Here is a 16,945-nt window from a genome sequence, read left to right as displayed (position 1 = left end):
GCGGCGAACCTCTCACAGCTGTCGAGCGACGGCCAGAGGACAGGTCAGCGGGGGGCGGGAGCGGGCTCCGTCGGCGCGGCGGCGGCGGGGCGGGCGCGGTCCAGCTCCGGCACGTAGAGGCCCGTCGCCATGCCGACCAGACCGCCGGCCACCATGCCGCCGGCGTTAAAGCGGGGACCGAAGCCCTCGCACGGATCGGGCTTGGCGATGTCGCGCGGCTTGCGGTCCGGGGGCGAGAAGGCGTCACCCACCGCATCGCCGAGGGGTTCGGCGAACTGCAGCGCGTCGCCGACCCGGGACAGGGACGGATCGTCCATGCCCACCGCCGTCGCGTTGCGGGCCCAGAGCAGGGCCGCCACCTGCCGGCCCGATCCGGGCGCCAGAAGCTCGGTCTCGACCGCCAGGCCGCCGGTCGAACCGGGCACGCGCACGCCGAGCGGGCCGGGGATGAAGTAGTTGACAGCGGCCGAGGCCGCCGAGCCCGCCGTTCCGGTCGGATCGATCCGGGTCACGCCGGCGCGGATACGGGCCGCGTCGGGAGCCGCCTCGGACAGGACGGTGAAGCGCTCGCTGACCTCGTAGCAGATCTGCCGGTCGATTTCGCGCAGGACGGCCTGTTGCTCGCCCTCCTTCAAGTGGGGCGCCGCGTCGCCGACCAGCAGACTGGGCTCAATGAAGACCCGCTCGAGGGTCGCCGCCTCGGCGTCGTCGCGCCGCTGGCGGATCGAGGCGCGGATGGTGCCCGACTTGCGCTCCAGCCCTTCGTAGCTGGTCAGGAAGCCGGCGTGGGGCTCGGGCGCCGTCTGGCAGGCGGCCACGGCCAGCAGGCCCGTCGCGGTCAGGGCGTTCAGGTATCGAACCATGGGGGTCGTCCTTCGATGTGGGGGGAGGGAGGCGTCCGGGGAGGAAACGTCAGGAAACAGGAGGCGGCATGGGGGAAGGCTGAGTCTCGATCGCCATGTAGCCGAGGCCGCGGATGGCCCGGATCGACATGCCGGCGTTCAGTTCGGCCAGCTTGCGCCGGACCCGATGGACGTGAACCTGGATGGAATTCTCGGTGTAGTCCTGATCGTACGAATAGAGGCTCTCGCCCAGCTGTTCGCGGGTGATGATCCGGTCCGGCGTGCGAAGGAAGCGCTCCAGCACGATGCCCTCGCCGCGCGAGAGCTGGGCGACCTGGTCGTCGACGGCGACCTCGCGGGCGCCGGTGTCGAACCGGACATTGCCGTAGCGCAGCACCGGATCGAGCATCGAGGCCGGGCGGCGGGCGAGGGCGCGCAACCGGGCGATCAGCTCCTCCAGGGCGAAGGGCTTGACCAGATAGTCGTCCGCGCCGGCGTTCAGCCCCTCGACCCGCCGGTCGATGTCCCCCAGCGCCGTCAGCAGCAGCACCGGACAGACACGTCCGGCGGCGCGCGCGCGGGCCAGCAGGTCCAGACCGCTGTCCTCGCCCAGCATGATGTCCAGGACGACCACATCGTAGTCCGCCGTCCGCCAGGCATGCCAGCCGTCCTCGAACCGGTCGGCCAGGTCGACCGAGAAGCCTGCGCGGGTCAGCGACCGGGCGGTCGATTCCCCCAGCAGCCGGTTATCCTCGACAAGCAGAACCTTCATGCCGCGACCTTTGCCGGACCAGTCTTGCGCCAAGCTTTCGCGGAGAAAGATCGCCAGCGCGATCCCAGGTCGGCGCGCGTCTCGGCAGGACGGACCTCGGCTTCCGGACGGTCGCCCGCGCTGGAGAAATCCAGTTCGAAACAGGCGCCGCGCGCCGTGCGGATCAACCGGGCCCGCCCCTCATGCAACGCCATGACCCGGGCGACGATGGACAGGCCCAGGCCCGCGCCGCCGCTGGTCGAATCCGCCTTGCTGAACCGGTCGAACAGCCGGTCAATGAAGGGGGCGGGGACGCCGGGACCGTCGTCGGCGACAATCACCGTCCCCGCGCCGCCGACGGTGACGGTGATGGCGGCGCCGTCGGGCGTGTGCCGGATCGCATTCTCGAGCAGGTTCCGGAGCGCGACCTCGACCATCAGCGGATGGCCGCGCGCCGGCCAGGCCTCGACCACCGACCCGAACTCCAGCTGGCGGCCGCCCGAGACGATGGCGGGGGCCAGGTCGCTGGCCGTCCGGCGCGCGACGACGACCAGATCGAAGCTCTCGACCGCGCGGGCCTGGCCATGTTCGGTCTCGGCCAGCATGAGCAGTTGCGCGATCAGGCGGGACAGTCGGTCGAACTCGCGGACCGCATCCTCGCGATCCTCCGGTTCCAGCCGGTTCTCGACCTGGGCGCGCAGGGCGGCGAGCGGTGTGCGCAGTTCGTGGGCGGCGTTGGCGGAGAAGTCGCGCTGGGCCCGCCAGCCGCTCTCCAGCCGGTCCAGGGCGCCGTTGAACGCCTCGACCAGCGGAGCGATCTCGGCGGGGGTGACCTTGAGGTCCAGGCGATCCTCGAGCGTGGCGGGACCAATCTGGGCGGCCTGCTCGGACATCCGGCGCAGGGGCTTCAGCCCGAAATGCAGCACGGCGAAGACGACGACGCTGATCAGGGCCAGGTAGAATCCCAGCATCGGCAGGACCTCCCGCGCCTCGGCGAGGATGTAGCCTGTCGTGATCCGCTCGATCGGCGTCATGTCGTCGGGGTCGGGATCGAGACCGAGCACCTCCTGGGCGAAGTAGACGAACAGGGTGACGGTCACGAGGATGGGGAAGATCATCCCCATCAGGGAGCGCCCGCTGCGGCGCGGCGATGCTGGTCCTGCCATGTCCGTCCCCGATGCGCCGGCGCCCCGCCGGATCGCAGCGATAGGGGACGCGCCTTTCATGGAGCTTTCAAGGCGCGGGTCAATCACCGCGGCGAGCGGTCGACGTCAAAGCGATGTCAGGAGGAACCCGCGAGGACGCCGGGCGGCGATGTCAGGGGGGAAGGAATGGTGGACGCGACAGGGATTGAACCTGTGACCCCTACGATGTCAACGTAGTGCTCTCCCGCTGAGCTACGCGTCCGCCTTGACGGCCCTGGGAGCAAGCCCCCCGGGCGGGAAGGCGCGGTCTATAACCCGACGGCCTCGCGGACCGCAAGGGCGAAACCGCCCTGAATCTTCAGGCGGCGACCATCCGCTCCACTTCACCCACCAGATCACGCAGGTGGACGGGCTTGGCCAGGACCTTGGCCTGCGGGCTGGCCTGGGCGGCGGACAGGGCCACGGCGGCGAAGCCGGTGATGAACATGATGCGGATGCCGGGCTGGCGGGCGGCGGCCACGCGGGCCACCTCGATGCCGTCGGCGCCTGGCATGACGATATCGGTCAGCAGCAGGTCCCACGGACCCTGATCGAGCGCGTCGATGGCGTCGTCGCCGTTCTCGCAATCGACGACTTCGTGGCCGGCGCGCTCCAGCGCGCGGGTCAGGAAGCCGCGAAGCGAATTGTCGTCTTCAGCCAGAAGGATGCGCGCCATGGTGTTTCGTCGTCCGCCCCGGATCGTCTTGGACCCTGAAGCTAGGCCCGCACTGGTAAACCCGCCATGAAAAACGCCGTAAGGGCGAGCCGCAGGGATGCGGCCCGTCTGTGGATGAAGCCGCGAAACAGGCTATGCGGTTTGCGATGACGACGGTGAATGCAGGCGAGACGCGGGAGGAGCAGGCGGCGGTGACGGTCGTGCGTCCGGCCGCGCCCGGACGGCTGATCTTCGCCTCGCCCCACTCGGGCGCCGTGTATCCCGGCGACCTGAACGCCGACCCGGCCCTGTCCGAAGCCAGCCTGCGCAGCGCCGAGGACGCCCTGGTCGACCGGTTGATCGCGCCCGGCCCGGCCCACGGCGCGACCCTGGTGCTGGCGCGGCTGGGCCGCGCCTATGTGGACCTGAACCGGGACCCGGCGGATCTGGACCCGCAACTGATCGAAGGGCTGGAGCATCCAGCCTCGCCCCGGTCGGCGGCGGGATACGGCGTCCTTCCCCGACTGACCGGCGATGGACGCCCCCTCTATGCGCGGCGCCTGACGCGGGACGAGGCAAGGGCGCGGCTGGAAACCGTCCACGCGCCCTGGCACGCGGCCCTCGCCGCCGAGATGCATGCGGCGCGCGACCGGTTCGGCGAGGCGGTGCTGATCGACTGGCACTCCATGCCCGAGCGGGCCACCCGCGCGCCCGGCGGGCCGCGGGGTCCGGACGTCGTGCTGGGCGATCGGCACGGCTCGTCCTGTTCGGCGGAGCTGACGCGGCGGCTGCGGACGGCGTTCGAGGCGCTGGGCTGGCGGGTGGCGCTGAACCACCCCTACGCCGGCGGCTGGACCACCCAGCGCTGGGGCCGGCCCCACGAGGGCTTCCACGCCGTTCAGGTCGAGTTGAACCGCGCGCTGTATTTCGACGAGATGGAGCGCCGTCCCGGGATCGGCTGGTCGCGCACGGAAAAGGGCGTGGCGCGGGTCATCGCCGACGTGACGGGCGGCCTGGCGGGCCTCGGGACATAAAAAAAGCCGCGCCCGAGGGCGCGGCATATAAAGTCTATAGGGAGGAAACGCCCAGGAAGGGCATGACGCCTCGCGGCGTCGAAAACCAAGCTAGTGTGCAGTGCACAAATGGTCAAGCGGGTATTTCGCGCCTGCGGTAACGCCGTGTAACGGCAACCTTCTGTCGCATTTCCGCAAAGTAACCGTTTTCAGGGGAGAAAATCGCCCCGGGCACAACGCGGCTGCGAACGAGCATGGCCGTACCGGGAAGAGTTCAGGGTTCGAGCAGTCGGCGCGCGTTGCGGATGGCGCGCGCTGCGGGCGAGCCCGACTGCCGCCAGACCAGCAGGCAGAAGGCCGCCGTCACGCCGGCCGCCAGCCACACCGACCCGAACAGCCAGGCCGCGGCCGCCAGCGCGAAATAATAACCGCGCACGCCCTGGCTGAAGGTGTTCAGCGCCGGGTTCAGCAGGTCGGTGGCCGCCGCGCCAAGGGCCACCCGGTCCGCCTCGGTATGGATTTCCGGCGCGGCGCCGATCAGGGCCAGGGTGTAGTTCATCTGGCGCAGGGCCCAGATGAAATCCAGCAGGCCACGCACCAGGCAGATCAGCACCAGCGCCAGCTTGGCCTCGAGCACCCGGGTCGGCACGGCCTCGGCGCCGATCGAGGCGAAGCCGTCCAACGCCGTCTGGCCGCCGAACAGAATGCCCGCCACGGCCGCGATCAGCAGCAGGTTGGTCGAGGCGAAAAAACTGGCGGAGTTGATGGAGTGGCCCATCAGCTGGCTATCGACCAGCCGCATCTCGCGGTGGGTCATGGCCGTCATCCAGACCCGGCGCACGACGCCCATGTCGTCGTTCAGCGTGCCGGTGCGATGCGCCAGCAGTTTGAGCAGCGGGCCGTAGCCCAGCCAGCACAGGAAGAAGAGGGCGAGCGCCAGGTAGTCCAGGATCGTCATGCGTGTTCCTTGTCGCCCCGCGACACAGTCGCCCGCATCGCCTTCGCGCTCAAGCCACGACTGAGAATACCGCCGGTCTTAACAACGCCTGCGCCTTGCTTCGGGCGCCGTGGAGGCTTATCACCCCGGGCCTTCCGTTCGCAGATGCAACATAGACGAGCCCGTCATGAACCTCGACGCCATTCCCGTCGGCCCGAACCCGCCCTGGGACATCAACGTCGTCATCGAGATCCCGCAGGGCGGCCTGCCGGTGAAGTACGAGATGGACAAGGCCTCGGGCGCGCTGTTCGTCGACCGCTTCCTGCACACCGCCATGTACTATCCGGGCAACTACGGCTTCATTCCGCACACCCTGTCGGACGACGGCGACCCCTGTGACGTGATCGTGCTCAACCCCGCCCCGGTCGTTCCGGGCTGCGTCATCCGCTCGCGCCCGATCGGCGTGCTGAAGATGGTCGATGAAGCCGGCGGCGACGAGAAAATCCTGGCCGTGCCGGTCGACAAGCTGAACCCCTATTACACCGACATCGCCAGCTACCGGCAGCTGCCGGCCATCCTGGTCGAGCAGATCGAGCACTTCTTCACCCGCTACAAGGATCTGGAGAAGGGCAAGTCGGTCACGGTCAAGGGCTGGGGCGACGCCGGCGAGGCCGCCGAGCTGATCGCCGCGGGCATGCGCGCCCACCAGGACAAGCTGAAGGCCAAGGCCGCCAACGCGGCCTGATCCTTCAGACAGAGATCAGAAGGGCCCCGGTGGAGACGCCGGGGCCTTTTTTGTTCCAGGACCTCACCACCAGGCGTCCCAGGTCTCGTCCGTTTCCGCCGCGAAGGTTTCCGCGGGCAGGGCATTGAACTGATCCATGGACTGGGCCGGACCCGCCAGCGGACAATTCAGGCTCCGCACGATGGGCGAGGCGCCGGTCTCGCCGCGCACCACGGTGACGCCCGATATGCGCTTGCCGGGAATATCCGTCAGGCTTCCCGCCTCCATGCTGTGCACGATGTAATGGTAGCCGTTGTTGCTGAAGCGGATGTGTTCCTGACGCCCGCCGCCGCCGCCGACCACGCCGCCGGTATGGGCGCGCACATGGCCGGGCCGGGAATCGATCTCCAGATCGGTCCGGCGCGCATCGCCGAAGCGGTAGCTGAGCCGGTTGCCGGTGGCGCAGACCGCCACGCGCCGGTCGCCGAAATCGCAGGCGTAGATGACCCGTTCGCTGCGGCGGCAGGCAGGCGCCTCGAAACCGGCTGAACCGCTCTCCAGCGCCTTGTCCGCGCGCTCGGCCGTTTCAGCCAGTTCGGCGCGCGCTTCGCGACTGATCGCCGGCGCCTCAGCCTCGCAACCGACCATGATGAACAGCAGGCCGACGCCTTTCATGATCGCGGTTCTCACGGGCGTACTCCACTTCACAGAAGACCGGACAGAGTCGCCCGATCCGGTTGTCAGTTCGATAACGCCCCTTCCCCTCTCCGCCGTCTGCGCTAAGTGTCCCCCATGGCCGCCGCCGAGACCCCTTCCGACCTGTTCAAACGCGCCCTCGCCCACGCCGCGCGGGCCCTGGCCGAGCAATCGGAGCTGGAGGTCGTGTTCGGCTCGGACGGACCCAAGCTGGCTAACGGCGTCCTGACCCTGCCGCATCCGCCGCGCGATCCGGGCGCGCCCGAGAGCGCCGCCCTGCGAGGGCAGGCCGACCGGCTGGCCCTGCGGCTGGCCAATCACGACGAGGGCGTCCACGCCCGTCTGCGCCCCGTCGACAGCCGCGCCGCCGAGGTGTTCGAGGCCGTTGAACAGGCCCGCGTCGAGGCTGTCGGCTCGCAGTCGCTGGCCGGCGTGCGGGCCAATATGAACTCGGCCCTGCTGACCCGGCTGGAGAAGAGCGGCGCCCTGCGCGTGACGGACGCCGAGCGCGTTCCGGTGGCCGAGGCCGTGGCCCTGCTGGTCCGCGAGCGCCTGACCGGCCAGCGCGCGCCCGACGGCGCCGGGGCCCTGCTGGACCTGGTCCGCGCCGAGCTGGAGAACAAGGCGGGCCGCAAGATCGACGCCCTGGCGGAGGTCGCGGGCGACCAGACGGCCTTCGCGGAGCGGCTGCGCGACGTGCTCAAGGCGCTGGACATGGACCCGGGCGACGGGCGCGGCGACGACGTCTCCGACGACCCGGGCCAGGACGAACCCGATCCGCAGGATCCGGACGCCGCCGATCCCGAGGACGAGGAAGAGGATGACGCCGGCGGCGGCGAGGGCCAGTCGATGGACGGCTCCACCGACGACCAGACCGCCAGCGACGAGCGCGACGCCCGTCCAGACGGCTCGCCCGCCGATCCGAACGGCGAGACCAGCGAGGACGGCCCCGACCTGAACGAAGGCGCCCTGCCCAACCGTCAGCAGACGATGGACGACGGTCGGGCGATCGACGCCTATCGCGTCTTCACCACCGCCTTCGACGAGATCGTCGACGCCGCCGACCTGTGCGATCGCAATGAGCTGGAACGCCTGCGCGGCCTGCTGGACCAGCAGCTGACGGCGCTGAGCTCGGTCGTCGCCCGGCTGGCCAACAAGCTGCAGCGCCGCCTGATGGCGCAGCAGAACCGCAGCTGGCATTTCGATCTGGAAGAGGGGGTTCTGGACACCGCCCGCCTGACCCGGATCATCACCGATCCGACCAGTCCGCTGAGCTTCAAGGCCGAGAGCGAAAGCCCGTTCCGCGACACGGTGGTGACCCTGCTGCTGGACAATTCTGGCTCGATGCGCGGACGGCCGATCATGGTCGCGGCGGTGTGCGCCGACATCCTGGCGCGGACGCTGGAGCGGTGCGGCGTCAAGGTCGAAATCCTGGGCTTCACCACCCGGGCGTGGAAGGGCGGCCAGAGCCGCGAGGCGTGGATCACCGCGGGCAAGCCGGCGATGCCGGGCCGTCTGAACGACCTGCGCCACATCATCTACAAGTCGGCGGACGCGCCCTGGCGACGGGCCAAGAAGAACCTCGGCCTGATGATGCGCGAGGGCCTGCTGAAGGAGAACATCGACGGCGAGGCCCTGCTGTGGGCCCACGATCGGCTGATGGCCCGGCCCGAGGCGCGGCAGATCCTGATGGTCATTTCGGACGGCTCGCCCGTCGACGATTCGACCCAGTCGGCCAATGCGGCGATGTACCTGGAGAAGCACATCCGCGAGGTCATCGAATTCATCGAGACCCGGTCGCCTGTCGAACTCCTGGCCATCGGAATCGGGCACGACGTCACGCGCTACTACCGCCGCGCCCTGACCATCGTCGATGTCGAGCAACTGGGCGGCGCGATGATCGAGAAGCTGGCCGAACTGTTCGACGCCAGGGCCGAGACTCCCGCCGGCCGCCGGAAGAAGGCCGCATGACAATGCTGCGCCGCCTGCTGCCCGCGCTCGCGGCCGTGACCCTGGCCGCCTGCGCCGGCGCGGTTTCGGTGACGCCGCCGCTTACGCCGGTCGCGGGCTGGACGACCGGAGCGGCCTCGACGCGGCCCGTCGGCCTGGGCCTGCCCGGCGGCGCCCGCCTGGCCGAGGGCGTCCGCTTCGCCGGCGGGATCGAACTGGTTCTGGACCCGACCTCTCCGCTGCATAGCCTGTCCGATCTGAAGCTGACCGGCGACGCTCAGGGCGATGGGGGCTTCGTCAGCGTCACAGACGCGGGCGACCTGGTGCGGGGCCGGTTGGTGCTGGACGCCCGGGGGCGGCTGACCGGCGTCTCGGGCCTGCAGCACCGTCGCCTGACCCTGCTGGACGGCGCCCCCATCGTGGACAAGGTCGATGGAGACGCCGAGGGCCTGCTGGTCACCGACGGCGGCGACCTGTTCATCAGCTTCGAGCGCAATCACCGCATCTGGGACTACGGCTCCGCTGACGCCCCGCGCGCCATGCCGACGCCCGTGCGTCACCCGGACGTGGCGCTGCCGCTGAACGACGGCATGGAGGGGATCTCGGCCGCCCGTGACGGCGGCTGGCGGGTGACGGCCGAGAACGGCGGCGTCTGGGATTGCCGCCCCGCCGCCTGCCGCGTCGTGACGCCCCCGCCCGCGACGCCGCCGACCGACGGCGACTACCGCACCACCGGCATGGATCGTGATCCGGCGGGTCAGGGCTATGTCATCGTCCAGCGTTCGTACCGGCCGCCGCTGGACGCCCGCGCCCGCATCCGTCGCATGGGCGAGGACGGCGCGCTCGGCGCGGTGCTGGTCGAACTGAAGCTGCCCGGCACGACCGACAATTTCGAAGGGATCGCCGCCGTCGCCCGCGAGGGCGGGATGCGCCTCTACATCCTGTCCGACGACAACAGCAATCCCGCCCAGCGGACGCTGCTGCTGGCGTTCGACGTGGCGAACTAGACCCTCGAGACCGGGGCCCGCGTTGACGCGGTCCCGGCGTCGCCGGATCCGACCCTATTCGCTCTGGGTTCTACGGTGGTTGTTCTGCGCCCGCCGCAGGGCGTCCTGGCCCGCGGCGGCCTCGGCCCGCATCTGCGCGCGGCTGCGGCAGACCCGGACCTGGACGCGGCGACCGGTCACCGCCTCGTGGCGACATACGATCTCGGCGTCATTGCCCGCGGTCGCGGCGGCGCCGGAGGTCCCGGTCGCCGACGTCTGGGCGCTCGCGGTCTGGGCCGCATCGACCGTTGGCGATGCGGGGACCTGGGGAGCCTGCGCTACGATTGCGAACGCCAGAACGGCCGATGCAAGAACCATGACCAAACGCACCATTGCTGATTGATGACCTTGGGCGCGAGTAGTGCCTGCCCAGGATGATAAATCAACTCAGGGCGTCAGACCCTCTCCGACACCTTGATGGCCACGCTGCAACCCGCCTTGATCACTGCGCTGAGCAGCTCATAGGCCGGGGCCTCGCGGCTGCCGTGTTCTACGGCGTGGTCGTGGTGGGCCAGTTCTTCCTCGCGGAATTTCGTCAGCTCGGCCGCCAGCGCGGGATCGCGGTCCCGGATCTCGGCGATCTGGTCGGCGTAGTGTTCCTCGATCACGCTCTCGACCGCCTCTGTGCAGGCGTGGGCCGCCTTCTCGCCGATCAGGGCGGTGCCGGCGCCAAGCGCCAGGGCGGCTAGGCGCCAGACCGGGGTCATCACCGTGGGGCGCACGTTCTCGGCCTTGAGCAGGGCCTGGAAGCGCTCCAGATGGACCTGCTCCTGCCCGCGCATCTCCGCCATGTCGATGGCGATGGCTTCCTTGCCGGCGCGGCCCGCGAAGACGGCGTGCTGGGCGCGGTAGATGTGGACGGCGGCGTATTCGCCCGCGTGGTCGACGCGCAGGATCTCATCCCGGCGGCGCTTGCTTGCGCCGCGGCCGGGGCGGGGCAGGGGGATGCGGCGGTCGCCCTCGTGGGAGCCGGTCATCGGATCAGGATCGCGGGGCGCGGGCATCCTTGGGCCTCTTGGCGGCGAGAAGGCTGAACCCGGCCAATGCGGCGGAGATCAGCGCGTTCCATCCTGCCATGCTGAGGCCGAGGAAGGTCCACGTCACGGCGTCGCACATGGCCACCCGGGGCGCCGGACCCGTGCCCAGCGCCAGGGCGGTCATGCTTTCCAGATCGACCGAACCGCCGGCGGCGCAGGTCGCGGGCAGGGCCCACCACTTCAGCTCGCCGCCCATGTGGAAGACGGCGGTGATGGTGCCGGTGGCGAAGATCACGGCCAGCAGGAAGGCGGCGATGCGCGGCGTGCCGCGGCTGCCGCGGCTGACCAGATGCCAGACGGTGGCGAGCAGGGCGACGACCACGGCGCCCCAGTAGACCTCGCGCGCCTTGAGGCAAAGGTTGCAGGGCGAGATGTCCCAGATCGTCTCCGACAGGTGGGCGAAGCCCAGCAGCGCCAGCGACGCCACGAGCGCGAATGCGGTCCACCACCGCGTCAGGAGTCGATACAGGCCTCTCATCAGACGACGTTCATAGCGAGGCTTGAGCCATCCGTCGATTGGGCGGGTTTAGACCATTTTCGCTTCAGGTCGGATCGACCTGAATCCAGAAAATGGTCCGGCATCAAACTGGAGCGAAATCTGAGCCGAGCCGGACTGCGTCCAGCTCGGCCGATCTCGCTCTAGAAGAGGAACTTCACCGCCACGAAGGCGCCGACCAGCACGGCGAGACCGATGAAGGTCCACATCGCCAGCCGCTTCTCGACCACCGCCAGCACCGCCGGCCCCCAGGTCTTCAGCACGAAGGCCACCGCGAAGAAGCGGGCGCCGCGTGTGATCACGCACAGCGCGAGGAACAGCGCCAGATTGAACTGGAAGATACCCGACGCGATGGTGATCAGCTTGAACGGGATGGGGGTCAGCCCCTTGATGAGGATCACCCAGGCGCCGTGCTGCTGGAACAGGGCCTTGGAGGTCTCGAAGGTGTCCGCCTTGCCGAGGAAGGCCAGGATCGCCAGGCCGACGGGTTCGAGAAAATAGCCGATCGCATAGCCGAGGAGGGCGCCGAGCACCGAGGCGATCGTACAGACGGCGGCGTAGAAATACGCCCGTTCCGGCCGCGCCAGCACCATCGGCGCCAGCATGACGTCCGGCGGAATGGGGAAGAAGGAGCTTTCGGCGAAGGACACCACGGCCAGCGCCTTGGTGGCGTGCTTGCTGCGGGCCTGTGCAAAAACCCAGTCGTAAAGCTTGCGGAGCATCGATCCTCCGGCGAAAGGCCGAGCCTCCGCGTCTAGCAGGGCGCGCGGCGCGGCGCATCCGCCGAAACGCAGCTTGAGTCGCGGTCGCGGCGATCCGCCGCTATAAGGCCGCCTCCGCCCACCTCCCCCTCGGATCGGAAGACCATGCGCTACCTGCACACCATGGTCCGCGTGACGGACCTCGACGCCTCCCTGCGCTTCTGGTGCGACCTGCTGGGCCTGCACGAAATGCGCCGGATGGAGAACGAAGCCGGGCGCTTCACCCTGATCTTCCTCGCCGCCCCCGCGGACCTGTCGCGCTCCGAGGCCGAGCGCTCCCCGGAGGTCGAACTGACCTACAACTGGGATCCGGAAACCTATTCCGGCGGGCGGAATTTCGGCCATCTGGCCTACAAGGTCGACGACATCTACGCCGCCTGCCGGCGCCTGATGGACGGCGGGGTGGTCATCAATCGGCCCCCGCGTGACGGCAACATGGCTTTCGTCCGGTCGCCGGACGGCATCTCCATCGAACTTCTCCAGGAGGGCGCGCCCCTGCCCCCCGCCGAACCCTGGGCCTCGATGCCCAACACCGGGAGCTGGTGATCTTGAAAGCTATCGCGCTTCTGCCCCTGGCCCTGCTGGGCCTCGCGGCCTGCGCCTCGACCTCGGAGACCTACCCGTCGCGCACCGCGACGGAGCAGCTTCTGATCTCGCGCGCCGCCGACCGCGCGGTCGAGGGCCTGACCCTGCCGATCCCGGCCGGTTCGCGCGTGTTCGTGGACGACACCTATTTCCGCGCCGAGAACAGCCCCTACGCCGTCAGCGCGGTGCGCAACGCCCTGTCGGACGCCGGCTACGCCCTGGCCCCGTCCCGGGCCGAGGCCGACGCGGTGTTCGAACTGCGCGCCGGGGCCCTGTCGCTGGAACAGATGCGCCGCGTCTTCGGCCTGCCGGACATGCGGGTGCCGATCAACGAGAGCTTCAACGTGGTCTCGATCCCCGAGCTGTCGGTCTACAGCCGCCGCGACCGGATCGGCGTCGCCGAGTTCTCGGGCTTCCTTTACGAGCCCAAGACCGGCGCCCCGCTGGGCGCCGTCCTGCCGATGACCGGGCAGTTCCGCATCCGCAGCCACAAGCTGCTGATGATCGTGGCATGGGGCCAGCAGACCGTCGATCCCGGCGAACGCGACCCGGGCGACAGCTGGCGGCAGTTCTAGGATTTCGCCGGAACCAGCACCTTGCGGGCGCCCATCGTCTCCGGCGTGCGCACATCCCACGCCAGTCCAAGCCGCTCGAGCAGCCGGATGAAGCGGTAGCCCCAGTAGCTCTGGCCGGGGTACAGGCCGATCCGCGCCGAGCCCGGGAAGGCGTGGTGGTTGTTATGCCAGGCCTCGCCCATGGTCGGGATCGCCGCCCATGGCACGTCATGCGCCTGCACCCCCGCGCCCTCGACCAGCCAGCTTTGCGGCCCGCGCCGATGGGCCAGATGGCCGACGAACCAGTGGCCTGAGACCGAAGCCGCCACCCGCGCGCAGACGCCCCAGACCACGAAGCCCCAGCCGCCCATCAGATAGAGCCCGGCGGCGATGGGGACCTGTTGCAGCATCCAGGTCCGTTCCAGGAGGCGATAGAAGCGGTCCCGGCCCACGCGGCCGAGGTCGAAGGCGGGCGGATGCATCAACTTCAGCCGGCAGTGCATCTGCCAGACCGCGTCGATCAGCATGGGTCGCCGGTGGGCCAGATAGTCGTGGCAGTCCGCCTGCCGCTGGGCCCAGTCGCGCAGGTCGTGGGTGCGGATCATCCAGAACGGCCCGCTCATGCCCACGGCGGTCCCAACCCAGACCAGGACATGCTCGAGCCATAGCGGGCATTTGAAGCTGCCGTGGATCAGCCGCCGGTGGAAGCCGACCGAATGGCCCAGCAGCAGGCCGGCGCCGGTCGTGATCGTGAACACCGCCGCCGCGCCCGGACTGACCGTCAGCGGCCCCAGCACCAGCGCGCCCGCCAGCATGCCGCCGTTCCAGATCGAATGGATCGGATCCCAGACGACCCGGCCCTCGACGGGCGAGCAGCCGGGCGTTTCGACCAGGCTGTTGACCGCGCAGGGGTCGGAGTGGTCGCCGCTCACCGAACCTGACCGTCGTCATAGGCTAAGCGCCATGCCGTGAACCCGGCGGCGGCGCCCCCGACCGCAGCCGGGAGAGCGCTCAGAAGGACAATCCCCACGGCGTTCGGGTCCACAGTGAAGCTCAGCCCTGTGGCGAACGCCCACAAGGTGAACGGGGTCGCGACGGCCGCGACGCCGCCCCCGACGACGACGGCCGTCAGGCGATCCCGTCGCCGCGCCCAGTGCAGAACCGCCCATACCGGTCCCCCCACCAGAAACAGGCCGCCGACCCAGAACGGCAGCGTCGCCATGCCGATCATGAGGCCGAGGCCCAGTCCGCCCAAACCTGCGAACAGCCCTACGGCGCCGAGCACGACCGAGGCCGCGGCGCACCCGGTGATGCTCGCGGCCAGCAGCGCTATGACTCCCAGCCCCCCTTGGGCCAGCCCTCGCCTGATCTTGTCCGTCCGCATCATGGTCAGCTCATTTAGCATTTAAGCCATTACCTAACTACCGAACGATCCCTCTGGAAAGTGGTTCGCAAATCGCTTAAATGTCGCAGCCATGCAGCGCGTGTTTGAAGCCCTCTCCTCCCAGATCCGGCGCAAGATCCTGGCCTACCTCGCCCACACCGACCTGACGGCGGGCGAGATCGCCGCGCGGTTCGAGATCTCCAAGCCCGCGGTCAGCCAGCACCTGACCGTGCTGGAGAACGCCGGGCTGGTGACCAGCGAGAAGCGCGGCCAGTACGTCCACTACAGCCTGGTCCCCGACCATCTGGCCAACACCCTGAACAGCTATGCGCAAGAGGTTTGTCCGGTCTCCAAGCCCCTGAAGGCCGAGAGCGCGGACATCGCCAAGACGCGCAAGCCCTGACGCCGCCGTACCTTGCGTCCCTCCGCCGGACCGTCGAAGGTCCCGGCCGTCATGTTTCCGGGAGGGTTTCCATGCGTCGTCTTCTGATCACCACCGCCTGCGCCGTCGCCGTTCTGGCCGGGGCGCCCGCCGTCGCCATGGCCCAGACCGCCGCCCCGACCGCGGACATGTCGATCCAGACCGAGGACGCGCGGCTGGCGGCCTTCTTCGAACAGGCGTGGCAGGAGCGGATCGCCCTGTCGCCGCAGCAGATGACCTCGCTGGGGATCAAGACGGACTACGACAAGCTGGACGACGTCACCGACGCCGCGGCGGACCGGTCGCTGGCCCTGGCCGAGAGCCAGCTGGCGCGGATGAAGAGCGGATTCGATCCGGCGACCGTGAACGCCGACAGCCGGATGTCGATGCGGTTGTTCGAAGACGGGGTGGCGCAGGCGCGCCTGTCGAACCGCTGGCGCGACTGGGGCTATCAGTTCGCCGCCAACGGCAATCCGACCACGGGGCTGCCGGTCTTCCTGATCAACAACCACCGCGTCTCCAGCGTGTCGGACGCCGAGGCCTATGTCTCGCGCCTGCGCGCTTCCGAGCGGGTGATGGGCGAGATCGCCGATGAACTGCGGGACCGGGCATCGAAGGGAATCATCTCGCCGAATTTCGTGTTCGAGCCCTCGATCGCCAACACCCGCAACATCATCACCGGCGCGCCGTTCGACGGCGGGGCCGACAATCCGGTCTGGGCCGATTTCCAGCGCAAGGTCGGCGCCCTGGATACGGACCAGGCGACCAAGGACCGCCTGCTGGGCGAGGGCCGCGCGGCCCTGACCGGCGAATGGAAGCGCGGCTATGAGATGGTGCTGACGGCGCTGGCCGAGGTGCAGCAGCAGGCCGCCGTCATGCCCGACCGCGACGGCGGCGTCTGGCGGCTGCCGGACGGCGAAGCCTATTACAACGCCCGCCTGCAGCTCTCGACCACCACCGACCTGACCGCCGACCAGATCCACCAGATCGGCCTGGGCGAAGTGGCGCGCCTGCAGGGCGAAATGCAGACGATCATGACCCGTGTCGGCTTCACCGGCACGCTGCAGGAGTTCTTCACCCTGCTGAAGACCGATCCGCGCTTCCAGTATCCGAACACGCCGGAGGGCAAGGAGCAGTATCTGACCGACGCCCGCGCCTTCATCGCCCAGGTGATGGAAGCCGCGCCGCGCTGGTTCAGCGACCTGCCCGAGGCGGCGCTGGAGGTTCGCGCGGTCGAGGCGTGGCGCGAGACCACCGCCTCCATCGCCTTCTACAACGCCCCGGCGCCCGACGGCTCGCGCCCCGGCATCTACTACGTCAACCTGTCGGACATGACCCAGGTGCTGAAACCCCAGATCGAGGGCATCAGCTATCATGAGGGCGCGCCGGGGCATCACTTCCAGATCGCCTACGCGCAGGAGATGCAGGGCCTGCCGTCGTTCCGCCGCTTCGGCGGCTACGGCGCCTATGCCGAGGGCTGGGGCCTGTACGCGGAGCAGCTGGGCAAGGAGATGGGCTTCTATCAGGACCCCTATTCCGACTTCGGCCGCCTCTCGACCGAGCTGTGGCGCGCGGTGCGTCTGGTCACCGACACCGGCCTGCACGCCAAGCGCTGGAGCCGCGAGCAGGCGATGGACTATTTCCGCCAGAACTCCCTGCTGAGCGAGCGTGACATCCAGAAGGAGGTCGAGCGCTACATCACCAGCCCCGGCCAGGCGACCAGCTACAAGATCGGCGAGTTGAAGATCATGGAGCTGCGCGCGCGGGCCCACGCGGCGCTGGGCGACCGCTTCGACATCCGCGACTTCCACGCGGTCGTGCTGGGCTCGGGCTCGGTGCCGCTGGACGTTCTGGAGGTCCAGGTCGACGCCTGGATCGCGGCGGGCGGCGGCGCACCCGCCTCGTAAGG

20 protein-coding genes and 1 tRNA gene are annotated in these 16,945 nt (G+C 69.4%); 8 read left to right on the top strand and 13 right to left on the bottom strand.

Features of this window, described 5'->3' with window-relative positions:
- Positions 1-44: 44 nt before the first annotated feature.
- From AC07NB_RS15160 to cpdR, 5 genes are all read right to left on the bottom strand, one after another.
- Complete coding sequence (locus tag AC07NB_RS15160) at positions 45-863, bottom strand: DUF3313 family protein (RefSeq protein ID WP_291835568.1); 819 nt, start codon at positions 861-863, stop codon at positions 45-47.
- Positions 864-912: 49 nt separating this feature from the next.
- Entirely contained in the window at positions 913-1,614 is a 702-nt protein-coding gene (locus AC07NB_RS15155) for a response regulator transcription factor (RefSeq protein WP_291835571.1), read from the bottom strand.
- Positions 1,611-2,717 carry an ATP-binding protein gene (locus tag AC07NB_RS15150; RefSeq protein WP_494570632.1) on the bottom strand — a complete coding sequence of 369 codons (1,107 nt, stop codon included), beginning with the start codon at positions 2,715-2,717 and terminating at the stop codon, positions 1,611-1,613. Before AC07NB_RS15150 ends, AC07NB_RS15155 begins: the two co-directional genes overlap by 4 nt.
- A 208-nt stretch (positions 2,718-2,925) precedes the next feature.
- Positions 2,926-3,000, bottom strand: a tRNA-Val gene (locus AC07NB_RS15145).
- Positions 3,001-3,096: 96 nt separating this feature from the next.
- On the bottom strand, positions 3,097-3,453 hold the full coding sequence (gene cpdR / locus AC07NB_RS15140; RefSeq protein ID WP_291835577.1) for a cell cycle two-component system response regulator CpdR: 357 nt from the start codon (positions 3,451-3,453) through the stop codon (positions 3,097-3,099).
- Positions 3,454-3,599: 146 nt separating this feature from the next.
- On the opposite strand from cpdR, the gene AC07NB_RS15135 reads away from it, so the two are divergent.
- The gene (locus tag AC07NB_RS15135) at positions 3,600-4,466 is read left to right on the top strand and encodes an N-formylglutamate amidohydrolase (RefSeq protein WP_494570631.1); all 867 of its coding nucleotides are present in this window, start codon (positions 3,600-3,602) and stop codon (positions 4,464-4,466) included.
- 253 nt (positions 4,467-4,719) lie between these two features.
- Here AC07NB_RS15135 and AC07NB_RS15130 read toward each other — a convergent pair whose 3' ends face one another.
- Positions 4,720-5,403, bottom strand: a complete 684-nt coding sequence (locus AC07NB_RS15130; protein ID WP_291835582.1) for a DUF599 domain-containing protein — start codon at positions 5,401-5,403, stop codon at positions 4,720-4,722.
- Between the two features lie 166 nt (positions 5,404-5,569).
- Here AC07NB_RS15130 and ppa point away from each other — a divergent pair, with 166 nt between their 5' ends.
- A complete protein-coding gene (ppa, locus tag AC07NB_RS15125; protein WP_291835585.1) occupies positions 5,570-6,127 on the top strand; it encodes an inorganic diphosphatase in 558 nt (185 codons plus the stop codon).
- A 63-nt stretch (positions 6,128-6,190) separates the two neighbouring features.
- Here the strand turns inward: ppa and AC07NB_RS15120 are convergent, their stop codons facing one another.
- Entirely contained in the window at positions 6,191-6,796 is a 606-nt protein-coding gene (locus tag AC07NB_RS15120; protein WP_492312086.1) for a hypothetical protein, read from the bottom strand.
- Between the two features lie 102 nt (positions 6,797-6,898).
- Here AC07NB_RS15120 and cobT point away from each other — a divergent pair, with 102 nt between their 5' ends.
- Positions 6,899-8,773: a cobaltochelatase subunit CobT gene (gene cobT, locus AC07NB_RS15115; RefSeq protein WP_494570630.1), complete on the top strand. Its 1,875-nt coding sequence runs from the start codon at positions 6,899-6,901 to the stop codon at positions 8,771-8,773.
- Entirely contained in the window at positions 8,770-9,759 is a 990-nt protein-coding gene (locus tag AC07NB_RS15110) for an esterase-like activity of phytase family protein (protein WP_494570629.1), read from the top strand. The genes cobT and AC07NB_RS15110 overlap by 4 nt, the downstream gene beginning before the upstream one ends.
- 54 nt (positions 9,760-9,813) lie before the next feature.
- Here the strand turns inward: AC07NB_RS15110 and AC07NB_RS15105 are convergent, their stop codons facing one another.
- The 4 genes from AC07NB_RS15105 to AC07NB_RS15090 all read right to left on the bottom strand — a co-directional run bounded on the left by AC07NB_RS15105 (position 9,814) and on the right by AC07NB_RS15090 (position 12,053).
- Entirely contained in the window at positions 9,814-10,116 is a 303-nt protein-coding gene (locus tag AC07NB_RS15105) for a hypothetical protein (protein WP_291837992.1), read from the bottom strand.
- A 77-nt stretch (positions 10,117-10,193) separates the two neighbouring features.
- On the bottom strand, positions 10,194-10,802 hold the full coding sequence (locus tag AC07NB_RS15100) for a demethoxyubiquinone hydroxylase family protein (RefSeq protein WP_494570628.1): 609 nt from the start codon (positions 10,800-10,802) through the stop codon (positions 10,194-10,196).
- On the bottom strand, positions 10,780-11,313 hold the full coding sequence (locus tag AC07NB_RS15095; RefSeq protein ID WP_291837998.1) for a disulfide bond formation protein B: 534 nt from the start codon (positions 11,311-11,313) through the stop codon (positions 10,780-10,782). Before AC07NB_RS15095 ends, AC07NB_RS15100 begins: the two co-directional genes overlap by 23 nt.
- A gap of 161 nt (positions 11,314-11,474) precedes the next feature.
- Positions 11,475-12,053, bottom strand: coding sequence for a YqaA family protein (locus tag AC07NB_RS15090; RefSeq protein ID WP_291838001.1), 579 nt, complete (start codon positions 12,051-12,053; stop codon positions 11,475-11,477).
- A gap of 144 nt (positions 12,054-12,197) precedes the next feature.
- Between AC07NB_RS15090 and AC07NB_RS15085 the strand changes: the two genes are divergently transcribed.
- Both AC07NB_RS15085 and AC07NB_RS15080 read left to right on the top strand, forming a co-directional pair.
- On the top strand, positions 12,198-12,638 hold the full coding sequence (locus AC07NB_RS15085) for a VOC family protein (protein WP_291838004.1): 441 nt from the start codon (positions 12,198-12,200) through the stop codon (positions 12,636-12,638).
- The gene (locus tag AC07NB_RS15080; protein WP_494570627.1) at positions 12,635-13,252 is read left to right on the top strand and encodes a DUF6655 family protein; all 618 of its coding nucleotides are present in this window, start codon (positions 12,635-12,637) and stop codon (positions 13,250-13,252) included. Before AC07NB_RS15085 ends, AC07NB_RS15080 begins: the two co-directional genes overlap by 4 nt.
- Here the strand turns inward: AC07NB_RS15080 and AC07NB_RS15075 are convergent.
- Positions 13,249-14,163, bottom strand: a complete 915-nt coding sequence (locus AC07NB_RS15075; protein ID WP_494570626.1) for an acyl-CoA desaturase — start codon at positions 14,161-14,163, stop codon at positions 13,249-13,251. The two genes, AC07NB_RS15080 and AC07NB_RS15075, sit on opposite strands and share 4 nt — an antisense overlap.
- Complete coding sequence (locus AC07NB_RS15070) at positions 14,160-14,618, bottom strand: hypothetical protein (RefSeq protein ID WP_494570625.1); 459 nt, start codon at positions 14,616-14,618, stop codon at positions 14,160-14,162. Before AC07NB_RS15070 ends, AC07NB_RS15075 begins: the two co-directional genes overlap by 4 nt.
- A gap of 88 nt (positions 14,619-14,706) precedes the next feature.
- Between AC07NB_RS15070 and AC07NB_RS15065 the strand changes: the two genes are divergently transcribed.
- Positions 14,707-15,018: a metalloregulator ArsR/SmtB family transcription factor gene (locus AC07NB_RS15065; protein WP_291838015.1), complete on the top strand. Its 312-nt coding sequence runs from the start codon at positions 14,707-14,709 to the stop codon at positions 15,016-15,018.
- Between the two features lie 71 nt (positions 15,019-15,089).
- Positions 15,090-16,943 (top strand): DUF885 domain-containing protein, encoded by a 1,854-nt coding sequence (locus AC07NB_RS15060; RefSeq protein WP_494570624.1) that lies wholly within the window; start codon positions 15,090-15,092, stop codon positions 16,941-16,943.
- Positions 16,944-16,945 lie beyond the last annotated feature (2 nt).

It is taken from the genome of Brevundimonas sp. GW821-FHT09G01 (genome assembly GCF_059416065.1).
Note: the sequence above shows the minus strand (reverse complement) of the source record. Positions and strands in the feature narration are given on the sequence as shown.

Excerpts from the sequence above, each read along its gene's own strand:
- AC07NB_RS15160 (WP_291835568.1), bottom strand. The coding sequence starts at position 863 with ATGGTTCGATACCTGAACGCCCTGACCGCGACGGGCCTGCTGGCCGTG.
- AC07NB_RS15155 (WP_291835571.1), bottom strand. The coding sequence starts at position 1,614 with ATGAAGGTTCTGCTTGTCGAGGATAACCGGCTGCTGGGGGAATCGACC.
- AC07NB_RS15150 (WP_494570632.1), bottom strand. The coding sequence starts at position 2,717 with ATGGGGATGATCTTCCCCATCCTCGTGACCGTCACCCTGTTCGTCTAC.
- cpdR (WP_291835577.1), bottom strand. The coding sequence starts at position 3,453 with ATGGCGCGCATCCTTCTGGCTGAAGACGACAATTCGCTTCGCGGCTTC.
- AC07NB_RS15135 (WP_494570631.1), top strand. The coding sequence starts at position 3,600 with ATGACGACGGTGAATGCAGGCGAGACGCGGGAGGAGCAGGCGGCGGTG.
- AC07NB_RS15130 (WP_291835582.1), bottom strand. The coding sequence starts at position 5,403 with ATGACGATCCTGGACTACCTGGCGCTCGCCCTCTTCTTCCTGTGCTGG.
- ppa (WP_291835585.1), top strand. The coding sequence starts at position 5,570 with ATGAACCTCGACGCCATTCCCGTCGGCCCGAACCCGCCCTGGGACATC.
- cobT (WP_494570630.1), top strand. The coding sequence starts at position 6,899 with ATGGCCGCCGCCGAGACCCCTTCCGACCTGTTCAAACGCGCCCTCGCC.
- AC07NB_RS15110 (WP_494570629.1), top strand. The coding sequence starts at position 8,770 with ATGACAATGCTGCGCCGCCTGCTGCCCGCGCTCGCGGCCGTGACCCTG.
- AC07NB_RS15105 (WP_291837992.1), bottom strand. The coding sequence starts at position 10,116 with ATGGTTCTTGCATCGGCCGTTCTGGCGTTCGCAATCGTAGCGCAGGCT.
- AC07NB_RS15100 (WP_494570628.1), bottom strand. The coding sequence starts at position 10,802 with ATGCCCGCGCCCCGCGATCCTGATCCGATGACCGGCTCCCACGAGGGC.
- AC07NB_RS15095 (WP_291837998.1), bottom strand. The coding sequence starts at position 11,313 with ATGAGAGGCCTGTATCGACTCCTGACGCGGTGGTGGACCGCATTCGCG.
- AC07NB_RS15090 (WP_291838001.1), bottom strand. The coding sequence starts at position 12,053 with ATGCTCCGCAAGCTTTACGACTGGGTTTTTGCACAGGCCCGCAGCAAG.
- AC07NB_RS15085 (WP_291838004.1), top strand. The coding sequence starts at position 12,198 with ATGCGCTACCTGCACACCATGGTCCGCGTGACGGACCTCGACGCCTCC.
- AC07NB_RS15070 (WP_494570625.1), bottom strand. The coding sequence starts at position 14,618 with ATGATGCGGACGGACAAGATCAGGCGAGGGCTGGCCCAAGGGGGGCTG.
- AC07NB_RS15065 (WP_291838015.1), top strand. The coding sequence starts at position 14,707 with ATGCAGCGCGTGTTTGAAGCCCTCTCCTCCCAGATCCGGCGCAAGATC.
- AC07NB_RS15060 (WP_494570624.1), top strand. The coding sequence starts at position 15,090 with ATGCGTCGTCTTCTGATCACCACCGCCTGCGCCGTCGCCGTTCTGGCC.